Here is a 257-nt window from a genome sequence, read left to right on the forward strand (position 1 = left end):
GGCCTGACATCCTTTCCGACGTATGAGCAACTGCGGCCATATCTAGCGTCCTCTCCCCTCAAGGTGGCCTCGCGTGAAACCGTCTCCAAAGCGCTCACGGCTTTGCGTATGACACGCTGGCTTAGCTTGGGCGGTTGCGTACGCGATGAGGTCACGGGGCAAATGAAGGGCAACATCTACCTGTTGCACGATGAGCCGGTGAGCATTGCTGAAGCAGCCTTATTGGATCGCGGCTATCTGGAGTTAGTGAATGAAGG

The 257-nt window shown here is 56.4% G+C and carries 1 protein-coding gene; it reads left to right on the forward strand.

Features of this window, described 5'->3' with window-relative positions; all coding sequences use genetic code 11:
- Window positions 1-3: 3 nt before the first annotated feature.
- The coding region (locus SB717_RS37525) for a hypothetical protein (protein WP_486360811.1) at window positions 4-257 on the forward strand (254 nt) is incomplete at its 3' end.

It is taken from the genome of Priestia sp. SIMBA_032, assembly GCF_046535215.1.
GTDB classification, from domain to species: Bacteria; Bacillota; Bacilli; order Bacillales; family Bacillaceae_H; genus Priestia; species Priestia aryabhattai.